Here is a 23,722-nt window from a genome sequence, read left to right on the forward strand (position 1 = left end):
GAGACCTATAGGTCACACCGGCACACTCCACTACGAGTGTGCCGGTGTGACCAGCTTCGGATGCGCATCGTCGACGAGCGGGTTCTCGATCTCGTCGCGCCACATGCGGGCCGCAACGTAGAACGCCCACGCGATCGGGACCGGGAGCAACCCGGCCAGCACGAATGTCGCGGTCAGGCCGATCGCCGACGACACCGGCGCGGCGATCGCCATCGACACCGGCATCAGCGCGACCGACACGAAGAAGTCGAGACTGGCGATGCGGCCCAACAGCGCCGGCGGCACCCGACGCTGTAACAGCGTCCCCCACAGCACCATCGGGCCGTCGAACAGGATGCCCATGGTCACACCGGCGGCGATGAACATCCACGTCGAATCGGCGAGACCCATCAGAACGAGCGGGAGGCTGGAGAACGCCCAGAGCGAGAACATGACGGTCAGGTACCGCCGCGGCATCGGGATCGAGGCGAAGACGAGTGACGCCGCGGCCGCGCCGAGCCCGAATCCGGCGAGTACCCAGGCGTGCTGGGTGGCGCCGCCGTCGACGCGTTCACGCAAGGCGAACGGGACGAGCACCTCGATCGGACCGAGCGTCGCCAGCACCAGAACACATGCGAAGAGCAGCGTGCCCCACAGCCACGGTGTCCGGGCCATGTAGACGAACCCCTCGGCCAGATCGCCGACGATCCGTCGGGCACCCGCACCTTCGATCACCTCCGGTTCGTCCTCGGCCGTCTCGCCGAAGCGGCGCGCGGCGACCGGAGCCATCGCCAGATAGCAGACACTCGACAGGATCGCGGCGACCGCCGCCATCAGCACCGCGGGTCCCGGCGCCCACGCGCCGATGACCGCGCCGGCGACCATGGGCCCGACCGCCTGGAAGACGACCGGGCGGAAGAAGCCCTCGATTCCGTTGGCGGCCTGCAGCTCCGCCGGCGCCACGATCCCGGGGAGCAGCGCCGAATAGGCGGGGTAATACATCCCGGTGGTGATGCCGCCCAGCAGCGAGGCCAGCACCACGTGCCAGAGCTGCAGCACGCCCGCAATCGACGCCAGCCCGATCGCGCCGAACGCGACCATCTTCGCGACCTCGAGTCCGATCATGATGTGGCGCTGCGAGATCCGATCGGCGAGCACCCCACCGGCCAGTGTGGAGAACAGCATTCCCACCGCGGCCACGCCGGTGGCCAGAGACACCTGACCCGGCCCACCCCCGAGCGCGATCACCTGCCAGATCACCGCGATCGTCCACACGCCGTCGGCGAACATGGCGAGGATCAGTCCGGACGCGAGCAACCGATACTGCCGGCGCGCGAACGGCAGCAGCGCGCGGGGCAGACGGGAGTCAGCGGCGGATTTCACCCTTCGAGCTTGCCCGAACCCGGCGTCGAGACGCCACCGATTTCTCCGGCGCCGGAGCTCAGCTCGCCTTGCGCGACGACTTCTTGGCGGGCGCCTTCTTGGCAGTCGACTTGGTTGCCGTTTTCTTGGCCGCCGCCTTCTTCACCGGCGCCTTCTTGGCAGCGGCTTTCTTGGCCGGTGCCTTCTTCGCCGTTGTCTTCTCGGCCGGCTTGTCCTCGGAGTCCGGCTCCCCGCGGTCCTTCACCGACGCCCGCAGCGCGGCGAGGAGATCGGCGACGTCGGAGTCCTCGGTGTCGTTGTCTTCGTCGTCGGTCTCGGGGAACGCCTCGCCGCCCTCGGACTTCGCCTCGATGAGCTTGGTCAGCTCGTTCTGATAGGTGTCCTCGAATTCCGACGGGTCGTAGTCCGAGGCCATCGACTCGATCAGAGACGCTGCCATCTGCAGTTCCTGGTCGCGGATCTCGGTGTCGTCGTCCAGAAACCCGAAGTCGGGTTTGCGGACCTCGTCGGGCCACAGCAGCGTCTGCAACGTCATCACACCGTCGACCACCCGCAGCGCGGCCACGCGTGTCCGGTTGCGCAGGGTGAACGAGGCGATGGCGAGCCGATCCGTCTCCTCCAGCGCCTTGGCCAGCAGGACGTACGCCTTCGGCGACTTCGACGACGGCTCGAGGTAGTAGGGCTTGTCGAAGTAGATCGGGTCGACCTGCTCGGCGGGTACGAACTCCAGGATCGAGATCTCCGGGCTCTTCTGCACCGGCAGCGTGGCGAGGTCGTCCTTGGTCAGGATCACCGTCTCGCCGGATTCGGATTCGTAGGCGTTGGCGATGTCGCCGTAGTCGACCTCGGTGTCGGTGCCCTCGCGCACACGGCGGTACCGGATGCGGGTGCCGTCCGACGAATCGACCTGGTAGGACTTGCGGTCGTGACTCTCGGTCGCGGAATAGACCTTGACCGGCACGTTGACCAGGCCAAAGCTGAGGTCGCCCTTCCAGATCGAGCGCATGGGGCCATTCTGCCAGGGATTGGGGTCAGATGGCTGCAGCACACTGCGATCGACGCCTTCGATGCCGGATGAGCAGCGAACTCAGGGGTGTAAGCTCGAATGTGCATCGGACCTCATATCTGGTGGGCTTCTGCCAGCGCCCCGGTGCCGAATGGCCTCCCTGATATCGGCGGCCAGGCAGGGCGGTCGCCCGATGATCAACAGCTCGCGAATTCTGGACACTGCGCCCCGGAGCCGTCTGTTCGGCCACACCCGGGACTATCACCGGGCGCGCCCGGGACATTCTTCTCAACCGGACATAGTCGTCGCCGGTATCCAGGAGGAGGATTCACGGCAGGTGGTCGGTGACACACTGGCCGAATGGGATGTGTGGTTCGCCCGCGCCACCGCTCCGACCCTCGGACGCCCCGTCGGGGATGTGTTCGCCCGACGCGCCGTGAGGCGGGCTCGCCACTCGCGGACGACAACTGTCGATGACGACTCCCACCCGGTCATCCTTCTGGCGACTGACGTCCCCAAGTCGTTCGCCGAACAGATCTGGCAGCACGTGATCCTGGCGGCCGAACGCGGCGGGACTCTCTCGGACGTACTGATGGAAGCAGACACCGCACGTCGATGACGACACGGGCCGGACACCAATCCCAGGAAAGACTTCATGACTCCAGACGCCTCCCCCTCGTTGCGAATACAGTTCAAACCCGCCGACTCAGCCCGCGGCTCGGTCGACGGCGCGTGGTGGCCGCACACTCGAGACCTCGCCCGCGAGACACGCGCGATCGCTCCGAACATCGATGAACACCTGAACCGGTTCGAGCGCGTCGGCTACGCCGTGCGCGACTGGGACACCTCCGACACCACCCGAATCGAGATCGACGGACAACGGATCAGCCTGGAAGGGTTCACGGTCTGGACGCCGGCAACCGTCAGATTCACCGGTGCGTCGAGCACGCTCACGCTCGCCGTGATCCCGCCCGACACCGATCCGAGGACCGCCCGCGAGATCATGACGCGAGCCACACACAGGCACAGCACCGGAAGTGCCTCGGCGCTCCTCGGTCAGCCGAGATAGTCGGCGCCGGCCGGCCCGACGAGCGGCGCGACTGCTGATTCCGGCGGCGTGCGACCCCTCCGATCGACTTGTGGACAATGGACGGCATGGCAGGCGGCGAGTCTCTGGAGGTCGACGGCCGCCGGATCTCGATCACCAATCTCTCGAAGGTGCTCTATCCGGCGTCGGGAACCCGCAAGTTCGAGGTCATCGACTACTACTCGCGTATCGCCGACGTCCTGCTCCCCCACATCCGCAATCGCCTCATCACCCGCAAACGGTGGCCCAGCGGCGTCGAATCGACGCCGTTCTTCGAGAAGAATGTCCCCGACAGCGCACCGGACTGGATTCGACGCCACGGCATCCAGCACAGCGAGCGGGTCATCTCCTATGCGATGGCCGACGATCGCGCCACGCTGGTCTGGCTCGCCCAGATGGCGGTGCTCGAGATCCACACACCGCAGTGGCGGCTACCCATGGGGCCCGACGGCGCGCCCATGGCCAACCGCATCGTCTTCGACCTCGATCCCGGTCCACGGGTGCCGCTGCACCGGACCGCAGAGGTGGCGTGCGAGATCCGCAACTGGCTCGGCGGGACGACGACGTACCCGGTGACCAGCGGCGGCAAGGGCATCCACCTCTATGCGCGGCTCCCGAAGCCCGTGACGTCGGATGCGGCGCGCAAGGTGGCTCAGGAGGTCGCCAACGAGTTCGCCCGTCAGCACAGCGATTTCATCACCGCCAAGATGTCCAAATCGCTGCGCGACGACAAGGTCTTCATCGACTGGAGCCAGAACACCGCCGCCAAGACCACTCTCGCGCCATACTCGATGCGCGGACGCGAGCAGCCGTGGGTGGCCGCGCCGCGCACCTGGGAGGAGATCGAGGACCCCGGACTCTCCCAACTGCTCTACACCGAGGTGCTGGACCGCGTCGAGGAGTTCGGCGATCTTCTCGACGGTCTCGACGACCCCTACGACGACGAGCCGGCGGCCACCGTCGAGCAGGCGCAGTCGGCCGGCCAGGTCATCAATCTGAAGGAATACCGTCGCAAACGCGACCAGTCGAAGACGCCCGAGCCCTTCGGTGACGAGGTGCACCGGCAGCGCATCGAAGCCGAAAGCCTCCCGGAAGTAACCGACTCCGCTGAATCGACGACGGACCGGGCGCCGATCTTCGTGATCCAGGAACATCACGCCCGGCGATTGCACTACGACTTCCGGCTCGAACACGACGGGGTCCTGGTGTCGTGGGCCGTACCCAAGAACCTGCCCACCGACCCCGATCAGAACCGGCTCGCGGTACAGACCGAGGACCATCCGATGGACTACGCCGACTTCGAAGGCGACATCCCGGCGGGCGAGTACGGCGGCGGTCACGTGTCGATCTGGGACAAGGGCACATTCGAGCTCGAGAAGTGGCGCGACAAGGAGGTCATCGTCCGCCTCCACGGCGAGCGGGCGCAGGGCCGGTATGCGTTGATCCGGACCGGCGAGAAGAACTGGCTGGCCCACCTCATGAGCGACGAGCCGCGTCCGATCGTCCCCGACAGCCTCACCGACCCGCGCCCCATGCTGGCGACCGATGAGTCGATCGACGGGCTCAACGGTCGCGACTGGGCGTTCGAGGGCAAGTGGGACGGATACCGGTTGCTCATCCGCTCGGTCGGCGGCGAGTTCCGGCTCACCTCGCGATCCGGTATCGACATGACCGCCGACTTCCCCGAACTCGCCGGTCTCGCAGACGATCTCGGGCTCATGGACGTGGTACTCGACGGTGAGGTCGTCGCGATCGACTCCTCCGGCCGCACCAACTTCACGCTCCTGACCTCGCGCCGGCACACCGACGAGCCGTACTCGCTCCGGTTGCACCTGTTCGACATCCTGTTCCTCAACGGCTCGTCGTTACTGCGCAAACCGTGGTCGGTCCGCCGTGAACTGCTCGAGGAACTGGCACCCGCGTTCCGCAACTCAGCCTTCGTCGAGGTTCCGCCGCTGCTTCCCGGTCCGGGTTCGGCCGCCGTCGAGTACAGCCGCGAACACAATCTGGAAGGCGTTGTCGCCAAACGTCGCAACTCCGTGTACCAGCAGGGGCGACGGTCGACGACGTGGCTGAAACACAAGAACTGGAGCGACATCGAGGTCGTCGTCGGCGGGTTCCGACCGGGGCGCGGCAACCGCTCCCACACCATCGGCTCGTTGCTGATCGGTCTGCCCGAGGAGACCGGATTGCGCTACGTCGGCCGCGTCGGCACCGGTTTCACCGACGCGCAGCTGCGTTCGCTCGCCGAGGAACTCGGCCCGCTGGAGATCTCGCGGTCGCCGTTTCTCGACAAACTCGACCGACCCGTCGCGTCGAGCGCGGTGTGGGTCCTGCCCAAGATCGTCGGCGAGGTCCGTTTCATGGACTGGACGACGGCCGGGCATCTGCGGCATCCCAGCTGGCGGGGGATCCGGCGGGACAAACTTCCCGGCGACCTCTGAGCCGAGACGACGACAGGAGCGACACCCATGACCGGTGAGACGATCACCATCGCCGCCGCCGAGGGCGACACCGAAGCCTATGTGACACGGCCGGATTCGCGGCCATCCGATTCTCCACTGCCGGGTGTCCTGTTCTTCACCGACATGATCGGGCTGCGGCCACGGATCGAGGCCATGGCCGACCGCATCGCGTCGTGGGGATACGTCGTCCTGGTTCCGCACCTGTTCCATCGGTACGGTTCCGCCACGGAATGGGCACCGACCGAAGATCTCCTGCTGCCCGAAGCGCGGGCCGCGTTCTTTCGATCCGCGATGCCGCGGGCCAGGACACTCACGCCTGACGCGGTACGCCCCGATCTCGTCGCCTATCTCGATGCGCTACAGGCCCTGCCGAATGTCGCGCCCGGCCCGGTGGGTGTCACCGGGTACTGCATGGGCGGTCGGTTCGCGCTCACCATCGCCGCCGCCCGACCCGACGACGTGGCCGCGGTCGGCATGTTCCACACCGGCGGGCTCGTCACCGACGACCACGACAGCCCGCATCTGCATCTCCTCGGCATCGATGCCTTCGTCCTCGCGATCCACGCCGACAAGGACCGATCGCTACCCGCCACGGCGGTGGCCCAGTTCGAGCACGCGCTGACCGCCGGGGGTATTGCCCACTCGGCGACCGTCTATCCCGATGCACCACACGGTTATACGATGTCCGACCTGGCGGCGTATCACCACGAGGCCGCCGAACATCACTTCGCCGAACTCGAAGGCCTGTTCCGGCGGACGCTGTCGGGGTGAGTCGGTCCCGCTCCGGGTGGTGGCGGTCCGACCGTGTCCTCGTGGGGATCGGCGCGATGCCCGCAAGGCGACTACAAGTCGGGTGTAAGTCGGGCGGCGCACAGTGGCCGTAGTCAGCCACCGCGAGCCTTCAGGAGCCACCCATGACCAGCCGCCCCACCTCCCGCACCGACATCACCGCGTCCAGCACACCCGATCTCACCGGCATGAAGATCGCCCACCGGGGCATGCTCCACGACACACGCCGCTTCGCCGAGATCCTCGGCCGGATCGGCGGTGGTGAGCCGTGTGATGGTCGTCGTCGCGACGCCATCGCGGGCTATCTCGATCAGCTGTGCGCGTCCATCCATCATCACCACACCATCGAGGACGAGGTGGTGTGGCCCATCCTCACCGCATCCGCCGGTGCCGCCGTCGACGTCCATGACCTGGAAGACGATCACACCCAACTCGAGGCGTTTCTCGCGACACTGCAGGCGCGCACCGCCGCGTTCTCAGCCGCGAAACCCGACCGCCTCGGCGTGGCGGCGACCGACCTGGCGGCGACACTCGACGACGTTCACCAGCTGCTCGGCGAGCACATCGCCGACGAGGAGCGAGTCGTGTTCCCGATCGTCGATCGCTATGTGAGCGTGGCCGATTGGGATCGGGTGGAGAAAGCGGCCCGGGCCGGCGCGAGCATGAGATTCGAGGTCCCGAGGATGATGCGGCATGCAGATGAGCGGGAGCTGGCGAAGATGAAGAGCGAGGCGGGTCCGGTCATCCGGGCCATGCTCGCCCTGCTCGTTCGCAGCTTCGACAAGCGGGAGGCCCTCATCGCCGGCCCAGCTCGATGAGGCCGGCTCGTACGGTGGCCTGCACCTCCTCGGCCGTACGACGGTGGGCAGCCGCCGCGTCCGTGTCGCCGAGGAGATCGGCGAGTTCGGCGAGCACCACGTCCATGGGGCCGAATGCGACAGATCCCGAGTTCAGGCCGGCAACGGTCCCCGACCACGGCCGCAGTTCGGTGTACAACACGCGAGCGGCCTCGGTCATCTCGAGCCGGACGAGGGCGCGCGCGTGGAAGACCGACATCGCGGTCCAGTAGAAATCGCGGCTGATCGGCGGCGCGGCGCGAGCGACGCGACGCGCCTGATCGGGCTGACCGGCGTCCAGCAGTGCGACGACGTACACCCAGGAGATCATCTTCGGAGCCACCTCGTCGATCGCGGCGAGAGGTCCGGTGAGATGAGCGAGCGAGCCGCGGAACCAGCCGATCACCATCTCGCCGACCAGACCGATCTCTGCCGAGTTCACCGCGCCGGCGGCCTGTAGCCGGGCGGTGAGGTCGCGGTACTCACGCTCCGCCTGGTCGATGTCGCCGCCCAGCACCTCCAGTACCGCCGAGAACGCCGACAAGACGACGACGAGTTCACCGGCACGCCCACTCGAGGCCGACCGCAGGCCCTGTTGTACCTGCGCGACGGCGCCGGGGAGATCCACCCGCGCCGCACGCGCGAGAAATGAGAAGAAGTGCGCGGCAGCCTGATAGGCGAGCACTCCGGATTCACCTGCCACACGGTCGAACTCGTCGGCGAATTCCGGGAGCTGCGCGCTGAGGTCAGGACCCAGCGCGGTGTACACACGCGCATTCCAGGCAGCGCAACGGACCTCGGGGTCCTCGTGGTCGGCTGCGGCTGCCACGGCCTGCGCGGCGAGTTCGATGGCGCGACGGTCATCGATGCCTTCGATTTCGAAGACCAGTGACACCAACAGGTACACGCGGTCCGCACCCGTGGCGCGACCCAGCGCGACCGTCATCGCCGCGATCAAGTCCGTGTCGGCGATCCGTTGGCGGCGCGTCGTCCAGATGACCGGCGCCCGCCAGCACGTGAGCGCGGACATCACCAGGTCGTCGTCATTCAGCTCTCGCGCGACCGCGAGGGCCTGACCGCGGCGTGCACGGGCCTCAGCGGTGTCGTCGCCGCGGAACGCCAGTGCCGTCACCAGGTGCGTCAACGCGAGGACGAACGCAGACCGGCCGGCCTCGTCGGCGGCCGACGCGGCGTGTCCGGCCATCTCGTGCAGACGTACTGCGGAGCGCCACAGGTCTGCCGAGTCCGCCGTGAATTCGGTGGCGAACCTCGCCGAGGCCGCGACGGTCACCAACTCGAGCGCGCGCTCGATCGTGTCCGGGACGGCGCCGAGCGCCGCGTGGTGCGCCAGCTCGTCCGGGTCGACGCCACGGGTCTGTTCGAGATACTTCACGATCTGCCAGTGCGATCGACGCTTTCGCAGCGTGGGGATGCTGTCGTACACGGCGTCTCGCACGAGAACGTGGTTGAAGTGGACCGTGTCGACGTCAGCGGTCAACAGTCCGGCGGCGACGGCCGTGTCGATCGCGTCGAGGACGAGTTCCTCGGCGGATTCGTCGGTGTTCCTGTTCCACAACGTGAGTACGCCGTCGATGGGTGCGCTGCGCCCGAAGAGCGCGGCGAGACGCAAGACGGTCGCCACCTCGGCGGGAAGCCGTTCGATCCGCTGCATCAGGACGCTGGTGACGCCACGGGGGATCGCGGCGGCAGCAGCCGAGAACCCGCGAGATGCGACCAGCTTGGCGAGTTCGCGCACGAACAGCGGGTTGCCGTCGGTCCTCGTGCGCAACAGCTCGAGCAGTGGGGTGTCCACGGATTCCAGTCCCACCGACGCCGCGAGCTCGCGGATACCGTTGTCCGACAGACCCTTCAACTCGATGTGGTCGGCAGTCACCGCGGCGAGGGATGCCGTGGTCGCCAGCAGGTCGACACCGGCTTCCGACGCCCGGTACGTGACCAGCACGAGTACCGGGGACCGGGCCATCCAGGTCACCAGTTGTCGAAGTACCTGGAGCGTGGCGCCGTCGGCGCGGTGTGCGTCGTCGAGGACCAGGACGATGCCTCGCGCCCCGGCTTGTGAACCGCAGGCTTCCATCACCCGCCGGGCGATGTCGAACGAACTGTCCAGCGTCTCGACCGGTGTCGGTTCCCCGCGAGTTCCGATCTGCTGCAGAATTTCTCGCCATGCCCAGGCTGTCGGGGCACCGTCGACCTCGGGGCAGTGTCCGATCGCCCCGCCCCACCCGGTGGCGCCGAGACGGGCGACGAGAGAGTCCGCACACGTGCTCTTGCCGCCGCCGGCCTCCGCGCTGAGCCACACCACTCGCAGACCGGATGCGCTCACCGCGTTCTCGGCATGACCGAGGAGGGTCGCGAGTTCGTGCTCCCGTCCGGCGGGTTCGCGACGACCCACCGCCGCGGAGACGGGCAGCACGCTCGGCGGTTTCGGCGGTTCCGGCACGGCCGGCGCCACCGGTGCCGTCAGAGTGGGCGCCTGCTGGAGGATGTCGCGTTCGAGTTGCTGGATCGGCGGTCCGGGATCCACTCCGAGTTCGTCGGCGAGATATGACCGCAGCCGACGCAGCGTTGCCAGGGCGTCCGCCTGCCGTCCCAGTCGGTACTGAGCCAGCGAGAGCAGTCGGAAGTACTCTTCGCGGGCCGGTTGGTCGTCGCACTCCGCTGCCAGCACCTGCGCGACCTCCGCCGCACGTCCGTGGTCGACCGCCAGTGATGCCCATTGCTCGACCGCCGACCGGCGCACGTCCTGCAGGCGGGCGACTTCGGGCTGTGCCCAACTCTCGGCCGAACATGCGCCATAGGGATCCCCGCGCCACATCCGCAACGCGCCGTCCAGTTCGTCGAGTCTCGACGCGGGATCCTCGGCGTCGCCGACGGTGACGAGGGCCTCGAACTCCCAGACGTCGACACCCGATCGTGGGAGCCGTAGTGCGTATCCCGGCTGTTCGCTGACCAGCACGGTGGCCGGAGCGCGGGGTGGGCGGGACGGTTCGATGACGCGTCGCAGGTTGGACACCTGCACCTGGAGGCCCGCCAGGGCCTTGGGCGGTGGTTCGCCGTTCCAGAGGTCGTCGATCAACCGATCCGTGGACACCACCCGTCCGCGACCGGCCACGAGCCGGGCCAGGACGGCACGTTGTCGACGCGGGCCGAGATCGACCACTTCGGAATCGAGTTCGCAGGAGATGGGGCCCAGCACCGAGATGCGCAGCGCCGAAGCGGCATCACCGGCCGGATGCCCGTCCCGAACCGCCATACACCACCCGATTCTCTCGCCGTCGACGACAGACTATCGCCGCGACCGATATCGCGTGTCGCTCACCGGCCGCCACTTCCATCCGCTGGAACGGCTCGGTGGGCAATCGGCGTGTGGCGATCCGTCGATCGTCCCCCGTCGCGCGAGCTGAGCACCGCCCACCCCCAGAGCATCAACCACACGCTCATACCGCCGACCTGGATGCGCTGGGCGAGTCCGAGCCGGAAGTCGCCGGACAGGTTGTCGGCGACCAGCATCCACACCGTGGCGAGCGCGACGACGACGAGCACCGTGTTCCCGATCCGCCGGAGGACCGGCCAGACGGTGCCCCCGGAAGAGGTGCTGAGCAGCGCCGAGACGCCGGCGGCGACCATCACCGTGAAGATGGCGAACACCGCGACCGTACTGGTCAGCGCATGGATGTGGTGCAGTTGCGGGAGCAGCCCGCTCGGCTCGCGCGGGCACCCGGCGTCGACTCCCGGAATGCACTCGATCGGGAGCAGGGCGTCGGCGATGGTCGCCGCGCCGAAAACCGCCAGGGCGAGAACGGCGGTGGTCGCCGTCCGACCCCGAAAGGTCCGGTGCGGGACGAGCAACAGCAGTGCCGCGACCAATGCGCAGATCCCGGTGGTGACGTCCCCGACCACGTAGATGTCCCGGTGGGGACGGTTCGCGGCGTCGAGCTCGCTGAGGAAGCTGCGCATCGGGTCCAGCGAATCCGCCCACCCGAACTCCATCACCCACGACGAATAGCAGAGGCCCGAAACGACGATCAGGATGCCGGCGACCGATCTCCTCACGAGGCAGGCGTCGACTCCGGTGCACCGATCGGCCGTCCCTGGCGCAGCGGGAGCTCCTTCCAGGTGACCGTGCCGATGATGGCCAGCAACGAGATGATCGACACCGCCAGAAACACCCGGTCCATGGAATCGGCGAAGCCCTCCTTGATGGGCTGTGCGAGCTCGGTCGGCAGCTTCTCGATGATCGAGGTGTCGCTCATGACGCTGTCCGACGATCCCGATGCGGCGCCGGGGTTCTGAGCGGCCGCGATGAGCGACTGTCCGAATGCGCTGACCTGCGGGTCGGAACTCTGCGCGGCCTCCACGACCGCCGCCCGATACTCGGGCTGCGCGGCCGCCGACACCATCTCGTCCTTGATGTTCGGCCCCATGAACGAGAACAGCAGCGAGAAGAAGACAGCGACACCGAGCGTTCCGCCGATCTGGCGGAAGAAGGTGGCGGTGCCGGTCGAGAGCCCCATGTCCTTGGGCGGCAGGATGTTCTGCATCGCAAGAGTGATCGGCTGCATCAGATTGCCGAGGCCGAAGCCGAGCAACGCCGCCATCAGCATGACCAGGTAGACCGGGGTCTCGGTACCGACCAGGTGCAGCAGGAAGGTGCCGGTGGTGATCAGCACCGCGCCGATGATCGTGAAGATCTTGTACCGACCGGTGCGGGAGATCAGCTGGCCCGACAGGATCGAACCGGTCATGAGTCCGAGCACCATCGGCAGCATCTGGAGACCGGCGATCATCGGGCTCGATCCGCGGAGGACCTGGAAGTACTGCGGCAGCATGGAGATCCCGCCGAACATGACGGCGCCGATGATGACCGAGACGACGATGCCCTGACTGAAGACCACGTTCTTGAACACCCGCAACGGGATCAGCGCGTCGTCGCCCATCGTGTGCTCGATCCAGATGAACGCCGCGATACCGACGACGCCGATGCCGTAGCACAGAATCGCCAGCCCGGAGCTCCAGCCCCACTCGCGGCCCTGTTCGGCGACGATGAGCAGCGGCGCCACCGCGACGGCCAGCGCTGTCGCGCCCCAGTAGTCGGTGCGCCCACCGACGCCCTTCTGCTGGTCGTAGTTGAGCACCTTGTAGACGACGAACAGTGCGACGAGCCCGATCGGCACGTTCACGAGGAACACCCAGCGCCAGCCCGACACCCAGAGGATGGTCTCCTGACCGGCGAACAGACCGCCGAGGACCGGGCCGAGGACACTCGAGGTGCCGAACACGGCAAGAAAGTAACCCTGGTACTTGGCGCGTTCGCGGGGCGGCACGATGTCGCCGATCGTGGTCAGCGCGAGGGTCATCAGACCGCCCGCACCGAGTCCCTGGAATGCGCGGAACGCGGCCAGCTCGTACATCGACGTGGCGATCGTGCACAGCAACGAACCGACGATGAAGATCGAGATCGCCAGCAGGAAGAACGGTTTGCGACCGTAGAGGTCGGACAGCTTGCCGTACAGGGGCGTCACGATCGTCGCGGTGACGAGGTAGGCCGTGGTCACCCACGCCTGCATGTCGTAACCCTGCAGGTCGTCGGCGATGGTCCGGATCGCGGTCGACACGATGGTCTGGTCGAGAGCAGCCAGGAACATGCCCATCATGAGTCCGGCCAGGATGGTCAGGATCTGGCGATGGGTCAGTCCGGCCCCGGCGACCTCTTCGTGGGCCACCGTTTCGGGGACGACCGTTTCGGGGGTCGCCGAGGAGTCTGTCATTGTCGTCCTTTCACGGGTTTCACGCGTCCGCGTCCGGCTTGCGGGCTGAGCACGCCGGGTTGAGGGCCGAGTCGGCAGCGTCGACGAACCGACCGAGAAGCCCTACCAGGGTGTGGAGTTCATCGTCGGTCCAGTCCGCCATGACGCCGGCCATCGCGGATCGCCGCATCTCGCGCATCGCCAGGACGCGGTCCCGGCCCGCATCGGTGATGACGAGGAGGGTGGCACGTCCGTCGTCGGGGTCCGCCTCTCGACGGATCAGTTCGTGGTCCACCAGTAGAGCCACATGGCGACTCACCGTCGACGGATCGGCGTTCATCGCCTCGGCGAGTTCGCGGGATCGCATCGACCGTCGGGCCAGAGGGAACAGCGCCTTGAACGCCGCCGCCTCGAACTCGCCGTCTCGTGTTCGGAAGGTGGTGTGGACCGCCCGTTCACGGATGCGTACAAACCGCAGCAAGGTCTCGAACAGGTCGTCGATCGCCTGCTGATCGAGAACCGGCATCGTCGCCACCTCCGGATTCCCTCTTTACTTTCCCTTTGCAATTAGTTGCGCTGTGCAACTAGTTGTCGTGCGCAAGTGTGCGCGCGACGAAGGAAGAATGCAACCGGCTCGGGATACCACCTGGTAGAGGCGCGGGAATCAACGGACGCGGCGCCCACCGCACCGGACTTCGTCACCTGCCGGAGAGAGTGAATCGCCGACCTGCCGGGTCGGGGGTTGGCAGGTCGGCGACTCACTTTCGATGTCGTTCCCGGATCGCCGTACGTTACCCGCGTCGACGAGTGGGAGCGGGCTGAACCACAGCGACGGCACGGAAGTGCGTTGCGCCTCCCGGCCCCGAGGCGATGCGTCGTCGGACTGTGCGTGCGGTTAGCCTCGTGGGAGTCAGAACCGTGACAGGAGCTCTTCGTGTTCGTTGTCGCCCACATCAGCGACCTGCATTTCAACGGGACGCGGTTCAATCGGGCCCGCATCCAGGCGGCACTGGGCTACATCAATGCTCGTGCCGCCGGCATCGACGTCCTGCTGGTCACCGGCGACATCGCCGACGAGGGTGCGGCCAGCGAGTACCGCGAGGCCCACGGGGTACTCGAGAGTCCGCTGCCGATGCTCATCACCGCCGGCAACCACGACGTCCGCGAGCCGTTCAGCGCGGCTCTCATCGGCACCGAGACCTCCGGCCCGATCAATCACGCGCGGACGGTGCGCGGACGCGACGGCTCCGACGTGCTCTTCCTGATGTGCGACAGTTCGATACCGGGACGCAACGACGGCCGTCTCGACGACGCGACGATCGCCTGGCTGTCGGAGCGACTCGACGCCACGACCGCGGACACCCCGGTGTTCATCGCTTTTCACCATCCGCCGGTCGACCTGCTCATGCCCTTCATGGACTCCATCCGGCAGCGTGACGAGGGCCGCCTCGCCGACCTGGTCGGAGAACACCCGAACATCGTCGCGTTCCTGTGCGGACACGCGCACACCCCGGCGGTGACCACATTCGCCGACCGTCCGCTCTGCGTCGCACCGGGCGTGTCGTCGACACTGAACCTCCCGTTCGAAGGACGCGAAGTGGTGAATCGCGGTCAGCCGCCGGGTATCGCGTTCCACCTCTATGACGAGGAGCGGTTCGTCACCCACTTCCGGTCGGTGATGTTCTGACCCCCGGCGGCCGCGACGTGCCGGCGCGTCATCACCCCGCGAACCCGCGCACCAGATCGGCCATCGTCTCCGGCTGATCCTCGGGGATCAGCGTCCACGAGTCGTCGACGACGACCTTCGACGCATCGGGAAACAGGTCGACGAGCCGATCGGCATGCTCCAGCGGCATCATCCGGTCTTCCCTGGCCCAGACCACGAGTACCGGCCGGTCGAATCGTGCGAGCGTGTCCGACAATTCGAGCAGGCGGCGGCGAGAGGGGGCGCCGACCGCGAACTTCACCAGATCGCGCCGGATCGCCGCGTTCTCCACGGCCGGCCGGAACCACTCGTCGAAGAGCGAATCCGGTATGCCCGACTTTGTCAGAGCCCCGTATGCGCGCGTGCTGTGCCGGAAGAACCACGTGCCCAGCATCCTGGTGAGAATCCATCCGCCGCCCGGTACCCGGCACAACAGCGCCGCCGGACGCGCGGGCGCAGGCGGATAGTTGTCGAAGGCGGTGCACGAGACCAGCATCAGTTTGCCGATGCGCTTGTCCCGACCTTGGGCGATCGCGAACTGTCCGCCGCCCCAATCGTTCAGCACGAGCGTCACGTCGTCGAGGCCCAGCGCGTCGAGGAAGTCGGCGAGGATGCCCGCCATTCCCGTCTCGGTGAGGTCGGCGTCATCGTTCATCGGCTGCGTGTGCGCACCCATCGGAAGCGTCGGAGTGATGCACCGGAAACCGGCCAGGAGCGGAATCACCTTGCGCCACTGCCTGCCGTCCATCAGCAGACCATGGCCGAACACTACGACCGGTCCGTCACCCCCGGTGTCCTCGTAGGCGATGGACCCGGACGGAACGTCGACGATCGGCACGTTCCACCTCCTAGATAGATCGTTCTACTTAGAAGGAAGATAAGCTGTCACGGCACGATGCGCAAGGAGGAGACGTCATGGCAGCAGACCCCACGACTCGCGACCGGATCCTGGAGGCCACCGCGGAGTTGTATCGCCGTCAGGGAATGCCGGCCACCGGACTCAAACAGATCTCGGCGGCGGCGCAGGCGCCTTTCGGATCGATCTACCATCACTTCCCCGGCGGCAAAGAGGCGATCAGCGTCGAGGTCATCCGGCGCGAGGGGCTCCGGTACGGCGAGTTCGTCGGCGAGCAACTGGCCGCCACCGACCCTCTCTCCGGTATCCCGTCACTGTTCGAGAACGCGGGAAAGTTGCTCGACGCCCAGGATTACGGCGAGGCGTGTTCCATCGAGACCATCGCGCTGGAAGTCGCGAGCACCAACGAGCGCCTCCGCCTCGAGGCCGCCGACGTCTTCGAGAGCTGGCTGGCCGGTCTCGCCGCCTGGTTCGGTCAGCTCGACATCACGGAGTCGGAGGCTCGTCGGCTGGCGCTGATCACTCTCACCGCCCTCGAAGGCGCCTTCGTGCTGTGCCGCACGCTGCGGTCGGTCGAGCCGATCACGAGCGCCGGGCACGGCGTGCAGGCCGCCGTTCACGCCGCGGTCCGTTCCGGGTGACACCCGGCGCGATCAGGCGTCAGGCCGACGAACCGGCCTTCAGGAGCTCCTGGAGGATCTTGCCGCCGATCTCCGGGATGAGGCCGGGGCCGGTCTCCGGGAGGTTCTGCGGCAGCAGCCCCGGCTCGTGAGTGGCCGGGATACGGGCGGTCCGGGTCGCCTCCAGCCTGATGCCGGTCTGCTGCGCCTTCGCCAGCGGGGTCTGGTACTTCTCGAGTTCCGTTGCGGTGGTGAGCGACCCGACGACACGCAGCCCCATGGCCCCGAAGTCAGCCGCCCCGCGCCGGATGTGGTTGGGCGACGTGATCAGCACGATGTCGCGGATGCCCTGCGCCCGCAGGATCTCGGCGGTGTTCTGTGCATTGGCCACGGTCGACCCCGACTTGTCCTCGGTGAGAATGCGGCTCGCGCTGACACCGTTGTCCACGAGCCACGTTCGCATCGCGGCCGCTTCGGTGACACCCTTCTTCGGCACCCCGCCGGTCACCACTATGGGCGCGCCGGTCGTCACCTCCGACTGGGCCTTGCCGGCGGACACCCGGTTGACAAGTTCCGGCGCCATCTTGCCGTTCGCGTTCAGTCCGTACCCGAGGACGACGATGGCCACGCGGCCGGACACCGGTCGGGGCGTGGTACTCGGCACGATCTGCGCCGCGGTCGCGACACCGGAGATGATGTTGCGTGCGGTCGTGGCCAGGGCCGGATTGATCATCGACAGCCGGTTGAGTGCCGACTGGACTTGGTCCGCTCGCTGCGCTCCCGGCGCCGAGCGTCCGACGACGACGTCGTCGAGCTGATCCGACCAGATCGCCTGTAGAGCAAGCGCATGGGCGTCGGCCGGCGCCACCGTGAGGACTTGCTGGAGCAGCTCGAGACCACCCGCGACGTCACCTCCGGCGAACTTCGACTGAGCATCGTTGTACAGACCGGCCGGGTCGATCGCGGACGCGGTCGTCACCACCGACGCATCCTGCGCCGGCAACGTCCCGACCGCCACGCCACCGAGCGCGGCGACCGCGATCGTCGCCGCAGCCGCCAGCTTCCTGCGCTTCACTCTGGTCACACCAGTCACTCGCGTAACAGTACGAGGGATGTACAACGACCCCGCACCCGTCCGATCCCAGATCGGTAACGGGGTGCGGAGTCTCTTGCGGCCGGGCAAGCTCAGCGCTTCAGGCCGGCCACCTTGAGCAGCTCCGGGCGTCGCAGGACCAACCCGATCCACATGAATACGCCGAGGTAGACCGCGAACAGGATCGTGTCGAACAGCGGTGCCTCGATCCGCATGTTCGCCGTGACCGCGCCACCGAGGTAGGCCGTGATCCCCACCGCGCCGAGCACGGCGGTGCGCGGGATCGCGTAGACGACCAGGCACACGAGCAACACGACCCCCATCACGATGGCCTGGTTGGCGGGAAAGCCGAGCTCCCGCGTGCCGTCGATCACCGCCTGCGGACGGGCCAGCTTGCCTGCGACGTCGAACGCGAGGAATGCGCCGACCAGAACACTGATCACGATTCCCGTTGTGCGGCGCCAGTTCCGGCGGGCCGGCTGCGCCTCGTCGGACGCGGGGTTCGTGGTCGTCGGGGCGGCGGTGTCCTCGGTGCTGCTGTTGCGGCTCATGATGTTCTCCTGGCGGCTCGGGCGAGTGTGTTGTGCAGGGATAGACACGCCTGCTCGCCAGAACTCATCGCGGGGCCGCGCATTCTGGGTTTCGAAGTAGCGCGACGACGATCGACGACTACGCCGCCGACCTGGCCAGGTCGACGTGAGAAGACCTATTTTCCTTCCACTCCCAGACGGCGTAGAGCACTTCGGTGGTGTAGCCCAGATCCATCCGGCCACCACCGACCGGCACCGTCGCGTCAGTGCTGATACGAGGGTTTGGCAACCACTCCGGCGGCTTCGAAGTCGGTGGCGCCACCTCGATCTCGGCACCGTCCGGGCGATGGAACGTGAACCGCTGCAACCCGTGCGCGGTGATCGAGAACTCACCCCGATGCAACGCCCGATGACACGACCCACACAACAAGATCAGATTGTCCGGATCGGTCCGCCCACCCGCCGACCAGAACACCGCATGATGGGCATGCAGATGACGCGTCCGCCCGCACCCCGGCATCTGACAGCACCGATCCCGCACGAACAACGCCCGCACCAACGCCTTGTTGGGTGCCCGCTTCCGACGGCCCACCCCCAACAGCGCCAGCTTCCCCGGCTGCCCGGGAACCGGGCGGCTGACCACCTCACGGGTCGACGCCCCGCACCGGGCTTCAGCCATCTCGGCCTCCGACAACCCGGGACCATCATCGAGATGAGCCGACTCCACCCCCTCACCGGCATGAATGAGAATTTCCGCACCCGGCGCAAGATCGGGCATCGCGATCCCTTCATGCACCATGTCGGCCATCGCCACCACCGCCGGTGCCACATTCGACGGCACCTGCCGCCACAAATCCCGACGCCGCGCCGGAACCATCTCCGAATCAGGTTCAGTGTTCCGCGGAACACTCTCGACCGACGGTAGATCCGGGTCATCGCAGGTCCGGGTGCGTTCATACTCCGCCCGCACCGTCCCAGCAAGGAACCGCGCACCATCCAACGGACTCAACCGCAGCGACACCGACAGCGACCCGTCATCGTTCCACTTCCACCGGCCGGTCGACTCCACCGGCGGCCGGCTCCCCTCCTCGACGCCACGGTTGCGGTCGATCTGGCCCATCGCCCGTACCGCCCGATCCAACTGACTCGCCGTCGCCGACAACGCCAGATTCACCAACTCGGGCTCACGTTCAGGCGTGGCGACCCGTGTCAGGGCGCGGACCTTCGAATATGTCAGCCGACCCTCGCGAAACGCCTTGCGGATCACCGGCAATTCTCGTATCGCCTTGGCGACCCTCACCTGCTCATGCGCCGTTCGCGCTGCAATGCCGGCCTTCCACGACAACCAGTGCGCCAGGGAATGTATCCCCGGCCCCCGCCACGACTCCCGCTCATCCAGTTCCGCCACCAGTTCAAAGAAATCCGCTGTCAACGCCGTTATCTGAGCCGCATACCCCAACACCCGCGCCTCGAGCACCTCATCCGACAACGACACCGGATCCGCACCGTCGAACATCGACGCAACATCCCCACCGCCACGAAATGTGCTGACCCCCACCGCAACCCCCCGGTCCGAACAACAGGAACAAGACCAAGGTATCGGGCGGCACCGACAATCCCGCGAGCCTCAATCCAAGGTTCAGAGTGTTCCGCGGAACACTCGCGAGCTACCCCGTCCACCGCGCCGCGCGCGGTCACGACGCGACCCGCGCTTCACCAAATGGCGGGTCATCGTTGTTTGGCCTCGTCATCATCGTCGAGGCTCCGGGCGGCCTCGATCCCGGCCCGGAGATCACTACGCAGAGGCAACCAGCTTGACGAGCGGATACTCCCGCGATGACTTCTTCTGATACTTGGCGTATCGCGGCTGCGCCTCGACCACCCGATCCCACGCCGACGCGCGCTCATCCGCGTCGAGCACGACCGGTCGCACCGCCACCGGCTCCTCCCCATGCCGCTCGACCGACACGCCATCGGGACGGGCCGTCAGGTTGGCGAACCAGTCCGGGTTCCGGTCGCCGCCACCCGATGCGACGACCAGCCAGCCGTCACCGTCGGCGAACCAGCTCAGGGGTGTCTCACGCACGAGACCAGAGCGCCTGCCGGTCGTGCGCAGGATGAGCATCTCCATCCCCCACATCGATCCGGACTTCTTCCGGATGCGGGCGACGGTGCGCTCGTTGGTCTTTCGCTGGTACCAGAGCGAGAGTGACCGCAGGGACAAGGACATGACTTCCTCCGATGAGATCAGGTGATGCGCCGACAGTACGGCGCCGGCCGGCCCCACGGCTTCTCGATTCCTGCTCGATCGGTCGATCCCGGAACGGTCGGACGCCGCGACGACGAGGCCCCGGCAACCAGAACGGTTGCCGGGGCCTCGGGAGTAACGTGAAAACGTTAGAGCGCCTTGAGTTCCTCGATGACGCTGTCGACGCTCTTCTTGGCGTCGCCGAAGAGCATGCTGGTGCCGTCGGCGAAGAACAGCGGGTTCTCGATGCCGGCGTAACCCGAACTCATCGACCGCTTCAGCACGATGGTCGATCGCGCCTCGTCGACGTTGAGGATCGGCATGCCGTGGATCGGCGAGCTCGGATCATTGCGGGCCGCGGGGTTGGTGACGTCGTTGGCCCCGATGACGATGGCGACGTCGGTCCGGCTGAATTCGCCGTTGATGTCGTCCATCTCCTTCATCGAGTCGTATTCGACGTCGGCCTCCGCGAGCAGCACGTTCATGTGACCGGGCATGCGACCGGCGACCGGGTGGATCGCGTACTTGACCTCGACTCCCTTGGCCTCCAACAGCTTTGCCATCTCCTTGACCGCATGCTGGGCCTGCGCCACGGCCAGACCGTACCCGGGGACGACGATGACCTGGTTGGCATACGCCATCTGGATCGCGGCGTCGGCGGCCGAGGTCGCCTTGACCGTGCCGCCTTCGGCACCGGGGCCGCCCACGGCAGCGGCATCGCCGCCGCCGAACGAGCCGAACACGATGGCCGGGATCGACCGGTTCATGGCCTTGGCCATCAGGTTGGTCAGGATCGAACCCGAGGCGCCGACGATCATGCCGGCGACGATCAGCGCGGTGTTGTCCAGCGCGATACCCGCGGCGGCAGCCGACAGACCCGTCATCGCGTTGAGCAGCGAGATGACCACCGGCATGTCCGCGCCACCGATGGGGAACACCACGAACAGACCCATCACACCGGCGGCCACCAGCACGGCGACCATCCACCAGACACTCGCGCCGCCGCCGTTGGAAGCATCGACGCCGAGGTAGATCGCCAATCCCAGTGCGACGATGAGCAACACGATGTTGGCGGCCTGGAACAGCTTGGCGTTGGAGACGAAGGTCTTCTCCAACCCCTTCGGCATGATCTCCTGCAGCTTCGCGAACGCCACCAGCGATCCCCAGAACGAGACCGAACCGATGATCGCGGCGATCAGCGAGCCGATCACCAGCGGCGAGGCCGGTTCGACGTTGTGGAAGGTCGAGAACCCGGAGGTCTCGATGAACTCGGCCCAGGCGATGAGCGCCACGGTGCCACCACCGACGCCGTTGAACAGCGCGACCAGCTGCGGCATGGCCGTCATCTTGGTCTTCAGGGCAGGCGGGATACCCAGAGCCACACCGAGAACCAGACCGACGACGATGAGCACCCAATTGATCGTGGGCACGCCCTCGGTCGAGTGCCCATCGGAACCGACAGCCCCTTCGTTCCAGACGTAGAGCAGCGTCGCGGCGACGGCCAGACCCATACCCACCGCGGCGATCCAGTTGCCGCGCACCGCGGTCTTGGGTCCGGTCAGACCCATCAGGCCGTAGATGAACAGGGAGAACGAGACGATGTAGAGCGCGGTCACCAGGTAGGCGACGCCCTCGCTCGGGGTGTGCGCACCCGCCGCGAGTACCAGCTGTGACATAGATGTTTCTGGGGAGCCGTTCATTTGGCCGCCTCCTTCTTACCCTTGAACATGCCCAGCATGCGGTCGGTGACCGCGAAGCCACCGATCACGTTGAGCGTGCCGAACACCAGCGCGACGAAGGCGATGATGCGCACACCCCACCCGGCGTCGGCGGGCAACTTGCCCAGGACCACCAGCGCGCCGAGCACGACGATGCCGTGAATGGCGTTGGTGCCCGACATCAACGGGGTGTGCAGGGTGTTGGGGACCTTGGAGATGACGGCGAAGCCGACGAACCCGGCGAGCACCAGGATCGCGAGGTTCGCGAGAAGACCGGCATACATCAGGCAGACACCTCCTGCTCGGTACGGGTGACGCACGCGGCCGCAATGACCTCGTCGTCGAAATCCGGTGTGATGGAGCCGTTGTCGTCGAGCATCAGCTCGATGAGCGCCAGCAGGTTCTTCGAGTACAGCTCGCTGGCGTGCTCGGGCATGGTCGCCGGCAGATTCAGCGGGGCGGCGATCGTCACGTCGTGCTTGACGACGGTCTGACCCGGCTCGGTCAACTCGCAGTTGCCGCCGGTCTCCCCGGCGAGGTCGACGACCACGCTGCCCGGCTTCATGCCCTCGACCGCAGCCGCGGTCACGAGCCGCGGCGCCGGACGACCCGGCACGAGCGCGGTGGTGATCACCACGTCGAAACCCTTGATCGCGTCTTCGAGCGCCTGTTGCTGCTGCGCGCGCTCGGACTCGGTGAGCTCACGGGCGTACCCGCCCTCACCGGCCGCGTCGATACCCAGGTCGAGCCATTGGGCGCCGACCGATCGGACCTGCTCGGCGACCTCGGGACGCACGTCGTAGCCGGTGGTCCGCGCACCGAGCCGCTTGGCCGTGGCCAACGCCTGCAGGCCCGCGACACCGACACCCAGAACCAGCACCGTGGCCGGCTTCACCGTGCCGGCGGCGGTCGTCAGCATCGGGAAGAAGCGCGTCGAGACATCCGCCGCCACCACGACCGACTTGTAGCCCGCGACGTTGGCCTGCGAGCTCAGCGCGTCCATCACCTGGGCGCGGGAGATACGCGGGATGGCCTCCACCGCGTAAGCCTCCACGCCGGCATCGCGCAGGGTGCCGATCTGATTGTCGGCGTTCCGCGGCGCGAGGAAGCCGATCAGCTTCTGTCCGCTCCGCAGCTTGCCGATCTCCGAATCCGACGGCGGCGACACCCGCAGAACCACATCGGACCCGTACGGATCGCCGATCGTCGCACCGGCTTCGGTGTACGCCTCGTCGGGGATCAGGGCGCCGAGACCGGCCCCCGACTCCACCACGACGGGCACACCCTTGCCCACCAGCGCGGCGACGACCTTCGGGACCAGCGCCACCCGGCGCTCCCCCTCGGCCGTCTCGCGCACGACACCCACTGTCATCTATCTCACCCTGTCTGGTCGGCGCCGCTCGTCGCAGCGCCGTTGGTTGGCGCCTGTGCTCGGCGCGTCTTGTCAACGAGGTGACCTGCCCCCAGATCGTGCAGCTCCGCCATGTGTGTCGGCGGAACGGACGACCTGACGCAGGTCACGAGGTGCACGGGTTCGACAAGGGATGACTGTCTCCCGGCTCACATAAAGGTGCGTTGAACATAACATGCGTTCTCAGCGGCAGCTCAGGTGAGTCGGATACCTCACTCAACCCTTGAC

21 protein-coding genes are annotated in these 23,722 nt (G+C 67.1%); 7 read left to right on the forward strand and 14 right to left on the reverse strand.

Translation table 11 applies throughout. The features are described 5' to 3' along the window. Positions 1–30: 30 nt before the first annotated feature. Together BCM27_RS23535 and ku are read right to left on the reverse strand one after the other, a co-directional pair. On the reverse strand, positions 31–1,362 hold the full coding sequence (locus BCM27_RS23535; protein WP_004020360.1) for an MFS transporter: 1,332 nt from the start codon (positions 1,360–1,362) through the stop codon (positions 31–33). Positions 1,363–1,420: 58 nt separating this feature from the next. Continuing rightward, positions 1,421–2,368, reverse strand: a complete 948-nt coding sequence (gene ku, locus BCM27_RS23540; RefSeq protein WP_004020361.1) for a non-homologous end joining protein Ku — start codon at positions 2,366–2,368, stop codon at positions 1,421–1,423. 337 nt (positions 2,369–2,705) lie between these two features. Here ku and BCM27_RS23545 point away from each other — a divergent pair, with 337 nt between their 5' ends. The 5 genes from BCM27_RS23545 (at position 2,706) to BCM27_RS23565 (ending at position 7,527) form a co-directional block, all read left to right on the forward strand. Continuing rightward, positions 2,706–2,987, forward strand: a complete 282-nt coding sequence (locus BCM27_RS23545) for a hypothetical protein (RefSeq protein ID WP_231895911.1) — start codon at positions 2,706–2,708, stop codon at positions 2,985–2,987. A 36-nt stretch (positions 2,988–3,023) separates the two neighbouring features. After that, complete coding sequence (locus tag BCM27_RS23550; RefSeq protein ID WP_004020363.1) at positions 3,024–3,437, forward strand: DUF5994 family protein; 414 nt, start codon at positions 3,024–3,026, stop codon at positions 3,435–3,437. An 86-nt stretch (positions 3,438–3,523) separates the two neighbouring features. Continuing rightward, entirely contained in the window at positions 3,524–5,899 is a 2,376-nt protein-coding gene (locus BCM27_RS23555; RefSeq protein ID WP_004020364.1) for an ATP-dependent DNA ligase, read from the forward strand. A gap of 27 nt (positions 5,900–5,926) precedes the next feature. Continuing rightward, the gene (locus tag BCM27_RS23560; RefSeq protein WP_004020365.1) at positions 5,927–6,691 is read left to right on the forward strand and encodes a dienelactone hydrolase family protein; all 765 of its coding nucleotides are present in this window, start codon (positions 5,927–5,929) and stop codon (positions 6,689–6,691) included. 143 nt (positions 6,692–6,834) lie between these two features. Then, entirely contained in the window at positions 6,835–7,527 is a 693-nt protein-coding gene (locus tag BCM27_RS23565; RefSeq protein ID WP_004020366.1) for a hemerythrin domain-containing protein, read from the forward strand. Here the strand turns inward: BCM27_RS23565 and BCM27_RS23570 are convergent. The 4 genes from BCM27_RS23570 to BCM27_RS23585 all read right to left on the reverse strand — a co-directional run bounded on the left by BCM27_RS23570 (position 7,505) and on the right by BCM27_RS23585 (position 13,839). After that, the gene (locus tag BCM27_RS23570; protein ID WP_004020367.1) at positions 7,505–10,819 is read right to left on the reverse strand and encodes an ATP-binding protein; all 3,315 of its coding nucleotides are present in this window, start codon (positions 10,817–10,819) and stop codon (positions 7,505–7,507) included. The two genes, BCM27_RS23565 and BCM27_RS23570, sit on opposite strands and share 23 nt — an antisense overlap. A 62-nt stretch (positions 10,820–10,881) precedes the next feature. Then, positions 10,882–11,619, reverse strand: a complete 738-nt coding sequence (locus BCM27_RS23575) for a DUF998 domain-containing protein (RefSeq protein ID WP_004020368.1) — start codon at positions 11,617–11,619, stop codon at positions 10,882–10,884. After that, positions 11,616–13,334, reverse strand: coding sequence for an MDR family MFS transporter (locus tag BCM27_RS23580; protein WP_004020369.1), 1,719 nt, complete (start codon positions 13,332–13,334; stop codon positions 11,616–11,618). The genes BCM27_RS23575 and BCM27_RS23580 overlap by 4 nt, the downstream gene beginning before the upstream one ends. Positions 13,335–13,353: 19 nt before the next feature. Further along, positions 13,354–13,839 carry a MarR family winged helix-turn-helix transcriptional regulator gene (locus BCM27_RS23585; protein ID WP_004020370.1) on the reverse strand — a complete coding sequence of 162 codons (486 nt, stop codon included), beginning with the start codon at positions 13,837–13,839 and terminating at the stop codon, positions 13,354–13,356. Positions 13,840–14,247: 408 nt separating this feature from the next. Between BCM27_RS23585 and BCM27_RS23590 the strand changes: the two genes are divergently transcribed. Next, a complete protein-coding gene (locus tag BCM27_RS23590; RefSeq protein WP_004020371.1) occupies positions 14,248–15,000 on the forward strand; it encodes a metallophosphoesterase in 753 nt (250 codons plus the stop codon). Between the two features lie 31 nt (positions 15,001–15,031). Here the strand turns inward: BCM27_RS23590 and BCM27_RS23595 are convergent, their stop codons facing one another. Beyond that, positions 15,032–15,856, reverse strand: coding sequence for an alpha/beta fold hydrolase (locus BCM27_RS23595; protein WP_004020372.1), 825 nt, complete (start codon positions 15,854–15,856; stop codon positions 15,032–15,034). 77 nt (positions 15,857–15,933) lie between these two features. On the opposite strand from BCM27_RS23595, the gene BCM27_RS23600 reads away from it, so the two are divergent. Then, positions 15,934–16,515 (forward strand): TetR/AcrR family transcriptional regulator, encoded by a 582-nt coding sequence (locus BCM27_RS23600; RefSeq protein ID WP_004020373.1) that lies wholly within the window; start codon positions 15,934–15,936, stop codon positions 16,513–16,515. Between the two features lie 19 nt (positions 16,516–16,534). Here the strand turns inward: BCM27_RS23600 and BCM27_RS23605 are convergent, their stop codons facing one another. The 7 genes from BCM27_RS23605 to BCM27_RS23635 form a co-directional block, all read right to left on the reverse strand. Further along, complete coding sequence (locus tag BCM27_RS23605) at positions 16,535–17,578, reverse strand: YdcF family protein (protein WP_051987060.1); 1,044 nt, start codon at positions 17,576–17,578, stop codon at positions 16,535–16,537. A 101-nt stretch (positions 17,579–17,679) separates the two neighbouring features. Next, positions 17,680–18,138 carry a DoxX family protein gene (locus BCM27_RS23610; protein ID WP_004020375.1) on the reverse strand — a complete coding sequence of 153 codons (459 nt, stop codon included), beginning with the start codon at positions 18,136–18,138 and terminating at the stop codon, positions 17,680–17,682. A gap of 118 nt (positions 18,139–18,256) precedes the next feature. After that, complete coding sequence (locus BCM27_RS23615) at positions 18,257–19,633, reverse strand: HNH endonuclease (RefSeq protein WP_004020377.1); 1,377 nt, start codon at positions 19,631–19,633, stop codon at positions 18,257–18,259. 279 nt (positions 19,634–19,912) lie between these two features. After that, the gene (locus BCM27_RS23620) at positions 19,913–20,347 is read right to left on the reverse strand and encodes a nitroreductase family deazaflavin-dependent oxidoreductase (protein ID WP_004020379.1); all 435 of its coding nucleotides are present in this window, start codon (positions 20,345–20,347) and stop codon (positions 19,913–19,915) included. Between the two features lie 167 nt (positions 20,348–20,514). Further along, on the reverse strand, positions 20,515–22,041 hold the full coding sequence (locus tag BCM27_RS23625) for an NAD(P)(+) transhydrogenase (Re/Si-specific) subunit beta (RefSeq protein WP_051987061.1): 1,527 nt from the start codon (positions 22,039–22,041) through the stop codon (positions 20,515–20,517). A 20-nt stretch (positions 22,042–22,061) separates the two neighbouring features. Next, positions 22,062–22,367 (reverse strand): NAD(P) transhydrogenase subunit alpha part 2, encoded by a 306-nt coding sequence (locus BCM27_RS23630; RefSeq protein ID WP_004020381.1) that lies wholly within the window; start codon positions 22,365–22,367, stop codon positions 22,062–22,064. Then, entirely contained in the window at positions 22,367–23,455 is a 1,089-nt protein-coding gene (locus BCM27_RS23635; RefSeq protein WP_004020382.1) for a Re/Si-specific NAD(P)(+) transhydrogenase subunit alpha, read from the reverse strand. The genes BCM27_RS23630 and BCM27_RS23635 overlap by 1 nt, the downstream gene beginning before the upstream one ends. Between the last annotated feature and the right edge of the window lie 267 nt (positions 23,456–23,722).

Origin of the sequence: Gordonia terrae, assembly GCF_001698225.1 — a bacterium.
Lineage (GTDB): Bacteria > Actinomycetota > Actinomycetes > Mycobacteriales > Mycobacteriaceae > Gordonia > Gordonia terrae.

Excerpts from the sequence above, each read along its gene's own strand:
- BCM27_RS23570 (WP_004020367.1), bottom strand. The coding sequence starts at position 10,819 with ATGGCGGTTCGGGACGGGCATCCGGCCGGTGATGCCGCTTCGGCGCTG.
- BCM27_RS23615 (WP_004020377.1), bottom strand. The coding sequence starts at position 19,633 with ATGTTCGACGGTGCGGATCCGGTGTCGTTGTCGGATGAGGTGCTCGAG.
- BCM27_RS23560 (WP_004020365.1), top strand. The coding sequence starts at position 5,927 with ATGACCGGTGAGACGATCACCATCGCCGCCGCCGAGGGCGACACCGAA.
- BCM27_RS23635 (WP_004020382.1), bottom strand. The coding sequence starts at position 23,455 with ATGACAGTGGGTGTCGTGCGCGAGACGGCCGAGGGGGAGCGCCGGGTG.
- BCM27_RS23585 (WP_004020370.1), bottom strand. The coding sequence starts at position 13,839 with ATGCCGGTTCTCGATCAGCAGGCGATCGACGACCTGTTCGAGACCTTG.
- BCM27_RS23610 (WP_004020375.1), bottom strand. The coding sequence starts at position 18,138 with ATGAGCCGCAACAGCAGCACCGAGGACACCGCCGCCCCGACGACCACG.
- BCM27_RS23630 (WP_004020381.1), bottom strand. The coding sequence starts at position 22,367 with ATGTATGCCGGTCTTCTCGCGAACCTCGCGATCCTGGTGCTCGCCGGG.
- BCM27_RS23565 (WP_004020366.1), top strand. The coding sequence starts at position 6,835 with ATGACCAGCCGCCCCACCTCCCGCACCGACATCACCGCGTCCAGCACA.
- BCM27_RS23555 (WP_004020364.1), top strand. The coding sequence starts at position 3,524 with ATGGCAGGCGGCGAGTCTCTGGAGGTCGACGGCCGCCGGATCTCGATC.
- BCM27_RS23550 (WP_004020363.1), top strand. The coding sequence starts at position 3,024 with ATGACTCCAGACGCCTCCCCCTCGTTGCGAATACAGTTCAAACCCGCC.
- BCM27_RS23600 (WP_004020373.1), top strand. The coding sequence starts at position 15,934 with ATGGCAGCAGACCCCACGACTCGCGACCGGATCCTGGAGGCCACCGCG.
- BCM27_RS23620 (WP_004020379.1), bottom strand. The coding sequence starts at position 20,347 with ATGTCCTTGTCCCTGCGGTCACTCTCGCTCTGGTACCAGCGAAAGACC.
- BCM27_RS23580 (WP_004020369.1), bottom strand. The coding sequence starts at position 13,334 with ATGACAGACTCCTCGGCGACCCCCGAAACGGTCGTCCCCGAAACGGTG.
- ku (WP_004020361.1), bottom strand. The coding sequence starts at position 2,368 with ATGCGCTCGATCTGGAAGGGCGACCTCAGCTTTGGCCTGGTCAACGTG.
- BCM27_RS23625 (WP_051987061.1), bottom strand. The coding sequence starts at position 22,041 with ATGTCACAGCTGGTACTCGCGGCGGGTGCGCACACCCCGAGCGAGGGC.